Source organism: Pseudemcibacter sp., from assembly GCF_965661635.1.
Classification (GTDB): Bacteria; Pseudomonadota; Alphaproteobacteria; order Sphingomonadales; family Emcibacteraceae; genus Pseudemcibacter.
On the sequence record NZ_CBFIEP010000187.1, the window covers coordinates 1 to 5,224 of the forward strand.

General features: G+C 38.1%; 4 protein-coding genes and 2 pseudogenes. All 6 read right to left on the bottom strand.

Going from position 1 to position 5,224, the window contains the following annotated elements; all coding sequences use genetic code 11:
* Nucleotides 1-374, bottom strand: a pseudogene (locus tag ACTF6W_RS12085) (glucose/galactose MFS transporter); the annotation flags it as partial.
* Nucleotides 375-378: 4 nt separating this feature from the next.
* A complete protein-coding gene (gene nagA, locus ACTF6W_RS12090) occupies nt 379-1,551 on the bottom strand; it encodes an N-acetylglucosamine-6-phosphate deacetylase (protein WP_438994804.1) in 1,173 nt (390 codons plus the stop codon).
* Nucleotides 1,551-2,471, bottom strand: coding sequence for an ROK family protein (locus ACTF6W_RS12095; RefSeq protein ID WP_438994805.1), 921 nt, complete (start codon nt 2,469-2,471; stop codon nt 1,551-1,553). The genes nagA and ACTF6W_RS12095 overlap by 1 nt, the downstream gene beginning before the upstream one ends.
* Nucleotides 2,458-3,585 carry an SIS domain-containing protein gene (locus ACTF6W_RS12100; RefSeq protein WP_438994806.1) on the bottom strand — a complete coding sequence of 376 codons (1,128 nt, stop codon included), beginning with the start codon at nt 3,583-3,585 and terminating at the stop codon, nt 2,458-2,460. Before ACTF6W_RS12100 ends, ACTF6W_RS12095 begins: the two co-directional genes overlap by 14 nt.
* A 1-nt stretch (nt 3,586) precedes the next feature.
* The gene (locus ACTF6W_RS12105; RefSeq protein WP_438994807.1) at nt 3,587-4,870 is read right to left on the bottom strand and encodes a D-tagatose-bisphosphate aldolase, class II, non-catalytic subunit; all 1,284 of its coding nucleotides are present in this window, start codon (nt 4,868-4,870) and stop codon (nt 3,587-3,589) included.
* 15 nt (nt 4,871-4,885) lie between these two features.
* Nucleotides 4,886-5,224, bottom strand: a pseudogene (locus ACTF6W_RS12110) (DeoR family transcriptional regulator); the annotation flags it as partial.

Below are 5,224 nucleotides of genomic sequence, written 5' to 3' on the forward strand. Positions count from 1 at the left end.
TGTATTATTGTTAAGCCGGTTCCAAGCACAAAAAGCGCAATTAAAAATAAAATATAATTCGCGCTTAAGGCTGCGGGTATGAACAAAAGTGCACCACTAGACATAATTGCCAACCCAATGGCCATCCCATTACGGTAGCCCGTTTTATTTAAAATCGCTGCCATTGGCAATGCCATCACAGTATAAGAAATATAAAAAGCAAAAGTTACAAAAAGAGCTTGAAAATCACTTAAATCACATATGATCCGTAAAAAGGGAATAAGCGATCCATTAAGCCAGGTCACAAAACCAAAAATAAAAAACAAAAGCCCTATAATGATCATTGGAACGATAGAATTATTGCTATTTTGTTCAGGCACATTCGATACATTCATAAATTTAATCCCTCATCTTGAAATTGTCATTTTGATATACAATCTCGCCATTAATCACCGTCATAATAACTTCACCCTCACTTCCTAAAATACAAAGGTCCGCATCCTTTTCTTCTTTAATACTGCCCTTCGTTTTTTCTAACTTAAGAAATTTGGCGGGAGAAAGGCTAGCCATATGAACGGCATCTCGAAATTCTATCCCAGCAAGATTTGACATATTATGTACCGCTTTTTCTAATGTTAATGTACTTCCGGCAAGGGAGCCCTCATTCGTTCTCGCTATCCCATTTTCTACTTTTACGTCTAATTCGCCTAAACGATAGGTACCATCAGGCATTCCGCCAGCATTAATACAATCGCTTATGAGGTTGATATCTTCAACAGGTTTCACCTTATAAATCAAATCCAAAATTGCCGGATGTAAATGAACGCCATCTGCAATTACTTCAACGCAACAATCCTTTGTTAATACCGCACCCGTACAGCCTGGCTCACGATGATGAATTCCACGCATGCCATTAAAAACATGTACACCCCCGCTGGCACCTGCATCAATCACATCTATGGTTTCCTGATAAGTGGCATTTGTATGCCCCACCATCACTTGTACATTCTGCGCCGTAATGTGCTTAGTCACTTTGACAGAATTTTCAATTTCTGGCGCTAAGGCAATGACCTTTAAAGCTCCTTTGGTGGCTTCAATCATTGCATCAACTCTCTCAACTGTAAGATCTAGAAAAAACTGATCGTCGTGAGCACCTTTATGGTCTTTGGTAAAAAATAATCCCTCACTATATCCACCTAATACCGCAGCGCCACTCATTTTGGTCTGTGCTGCAACACCTATTGCATTAAAAGCTTGCAGGGTTTTTTCCCATGTACTGGTCACCGTCGTCGCAAGAAACCCTGTAACGCCGTGTTGGGCAAGTGACATCGAAATCTTATCCAATGAATTTATAGTGCCGTCCATAACATCGCAGCCATCACGCCCATGAATGTGCAAATCAATTAATCCTGGAATGACAATAGCATCTTTATAATGAATTGATCTAATACCCTGGTTAGGGTTTTTTGTAATTTTTTTTATTTTCCCATTTTCAATAAGTACCGCATGATCTTCATAATTCTCTCTTTCCCCAATAATGAGTTTGCTGCAAATATAATAAGGATCATGCATTAGTCTTTCCCCATTGCTAATAACGCTGCACCGCGGGCACCACTAGCATCACCAAATTTTGCTTTATAAATTGGTGGGGCGCTAAACCCTTTGAACAAATGACTATTAATATTCACTGCTAATCCTTCAACGATTTCATCGATAAGCGATATACCCCCGCCAAGTATAATAGCATGAGGGTCATAATTAAGAATAATATTTGAAAAACACGAGCCAAGAATGTCCATATAACAGTCAAAGACCTTAAGAGCTTCTTTTGATTGAGTTCGCCATTCTTTCACAATATCTGGCACCTTAGAATTTTTACCCGTTATATGAGAATAAATAAATTCTATTCCTGGCCCTGAAACATAACCTTCATAACAATTTGGTAATCCACAACCACATTGACGAAGAGGCAGATCATATTTTTCTTTCAAATCTGCTGGAAGTTGAAGGTGACCGTATTCTCCCGCAATCTTTTGCCTTCCTAGTATTATTTCATTATTAACCACATACCCGCCTGCGGCCCCCGTTCCGATTATTGCGCAGTAAACACTCTTATAAGCATACCCTGCGCCGCCATTTGCTTCAGAAAGTGCAAAGCAACGGCAATCATTTTCACATAGCACTTTACGGTGAATGCGATCTTCTAAATCTTTTGCTACATTTTGACCATTCGCAATGGATATATTAGCACTTAATGATAATCCATTTTGATCACTTAAGCCCGGCATTCCAATCCCTACTTTGCCTTTTAACTTAAATTTTCCATCAGCTTCAAATATCATGTCACTTATCGCACTAATGAATTCCTGGTAACAATCCGTTGGCGTATTAATACGCCAATTATCCTTTTGCTGCATATTTTCATCAAAAACCGTGATCTCGATTTTAGTCCCGCCAATATCAATACCGTAAATCATTTTATTTACCGCCATGTGGATAGATTTTTACGCCCTGTACAACTCTATTCGCTTCACCCGTTGGGCATGGATTATCAGGCGTAACGTCAAGCGCTAAAGATTTATAAAAAGCAAAAATCTGGCAATATAAAATATACGGAAAAGCCACCCATATATCATCCAGAGCATTTTCTCTAACTCCCAGTTCTTCAAATAGATTAACAATATTTTTTGCTATATTGTCGTCTTTAATTTCCTTCAAAAGGTCACGATCATATTTTTGTGTATATTCATTATTACTACCCAGTAGAACCACCAATGTATTTTTATCAACAACGAGCTTTGGCCCATGTCTAAAACCTAAAGGGCTTTCAAAATAACAATCTAACTTTCCATTGCTAAGTTCAAGAATTTTTAATGATGCTTCTCGTGCGATACCCAATAGGCCGCCTGCACCTAAACATACAACACGACTAAATGGTTTTTGACTTAATATTTCAACTTTTCTTAAAAAGTCAGTATTAAGAATTGATCTAGAAATATTAATGGTTTCATCGAGTTTTTGGTTTAATGACTTAAAAACTAAAGCGGTCGCAAGCATCATTGAAGAAAAGCTACTGGTCATGGCAAAGCTTTTATCGTTTGTTTCTTCCGGCATCATCAGCACATATTTTGCATTATTCGCATTATCGACTTTCGCCAATGCACCATCTTTATTACAGGTAATGATTAAATGATATGCGTTCTCTACCAACTGATCACATAATTGACACGCTGCTACACTCTCGGGACTATTCCCTGATCTTGCATAGGAAATAACTAATGTGGGCTTTACTTTAATGAGATATTGTTCCGGTGCTGAAACAATATCAGTAGTGCTTATTGCTTCAACTGGTCTTGAAAGTGCTTTTGAGAGAAAAGGGGCCAACGTCTCCCCGACATAGGCTGAGGTGCCCGCGCCCGTTAATATTATTCTACCACAAGGATCCGATAGCGCAGATTTTAACCAATCATCGAGTCCTGCGTGATTTTTAATTATACCATCTGCGACTTTTTGCCAAACATCGGGCTGCTGCTCAATTTCTCGTGCCGTCCAATATGCTGACTGGCTCCGCAAGGTATTTTCTTCGAAACCAAGTATTTTAGTCATTTTAATGCTTCCTATAGCACGCTGAAGAATAATGTTTCAGTACAGTCTTAATTTTTGCTTTTATTAATTCTTTCGGCTTATTTTTTAATTTTCCTTCTAAAACCGCCATATTTTGTTCTGGCATATATTGGCTTAATAGCGGTAAAGGAATAGGGCGATCTGATAAGTTATCAATTAATGACCTTACGGCTTCCTCGACCTTTTTGTTGGGCCAATAATATCGAATACGATCACTATAGCTAAAATGTCTTAGGAGTTTTTCTTCCTCTTTTGAGCCAGAATAAAATTTTTGCCAATTTTTTGGCGATACCATCATTTCTCGTTCACAAGTTTCATATAGATTTGATTGATCATCCTGATTTACTAGATATTTTTCAATTTGATGAAGCGCATAAAGTGCTTCTCTCATAGCATACGTGAGTTGGGGCCCTACTTTAAGAATAGCAAAATGGTCTTCTACTAAGCGCTTATAGTTTTCTGGTAATTGATAATCTGTAGAATGTGCTTCAAAAACAATATTATCTTCAGAAGAGATCACTCCTTTCAGTTTCGCCGCCTTATCAGGTTGGTATTGTACGATTGAAGTGTGACTAAATTCAACACCAGGCTGCACTACAATGCCAATAACGCGAGACCATGCCTCATTTAATTCCTGATTTTTAAATGCAATTTTATGCACATTTAATGTTCTAAGGGCATGTTCTGGGCTCGTCACTTCCAGCTCAGTAAGTTCTTCATTGGTGCCGCCGGGTGGCGGTACTTCTGTTCCTATAACATATAAAATATCACTTTCACCAAACCTTTTAAGTGCCTCCTCTTCGGCAATTTTACAAAGTCTCGCAGCCCGCATTGCTATGATTTCATCGCTTAAGGGAGAATTATCATCTGCACATTCCATGCTACAATCAAGATGAATTTTTTTAAAACCTGCGGCAACATATTCTTTTATAAGATCATCTGCTTTATCCATTGCATCCGAAGAGTTTTCTCCACACCAACACACTGGACCTAAATGATCTCCGCCTAAAATTATATGTTCAAGTGGGAAAGCCACTTTCAAAGCTATCTCGCATACAAAATCATAAAACCCTTCTGCTCGCATACCGGTATAACCACCAAATTGATTAACTTGATTTGCCGTTGCCTCAATTAATAAAGGTGTTTTTTCTTCTTTTGCATGTTCCATCGCCGCCTCTATAACAAGTGGATGTGCTGAACAAACAGAATAAATACCCTTCGATTTTCCTTGCCTATTTTCTTCAATTATTTTTTTTAAATATTTCAACTCTGCCTCTAATACTTATGCAATGATCAGATCTATCGCTGATCGTTCAATTTTTTGCGCAATTTTGTCAGATATACCCGTATCTGTTACCAATACATCAATGTCTTCAGTATCTACTATTTTATAAAGTCCTGAATATTCAAACTTTGAAGAATCTGTTGCGACGATCACTTGATCTGCACTCTCACACATAACTCTATTTAGACTTGCTTCCTGCTCAAAATGTGTTGTTATACCGATATTAATATTGAAACCGTCAACTCCAAGGATAACCTTACTGAAACGATAAAGCCTCAATTGTTGTTCAGCCATCGCACCGTAAAACGAACCCGTTTTTTGCCTTAACTTACCGCC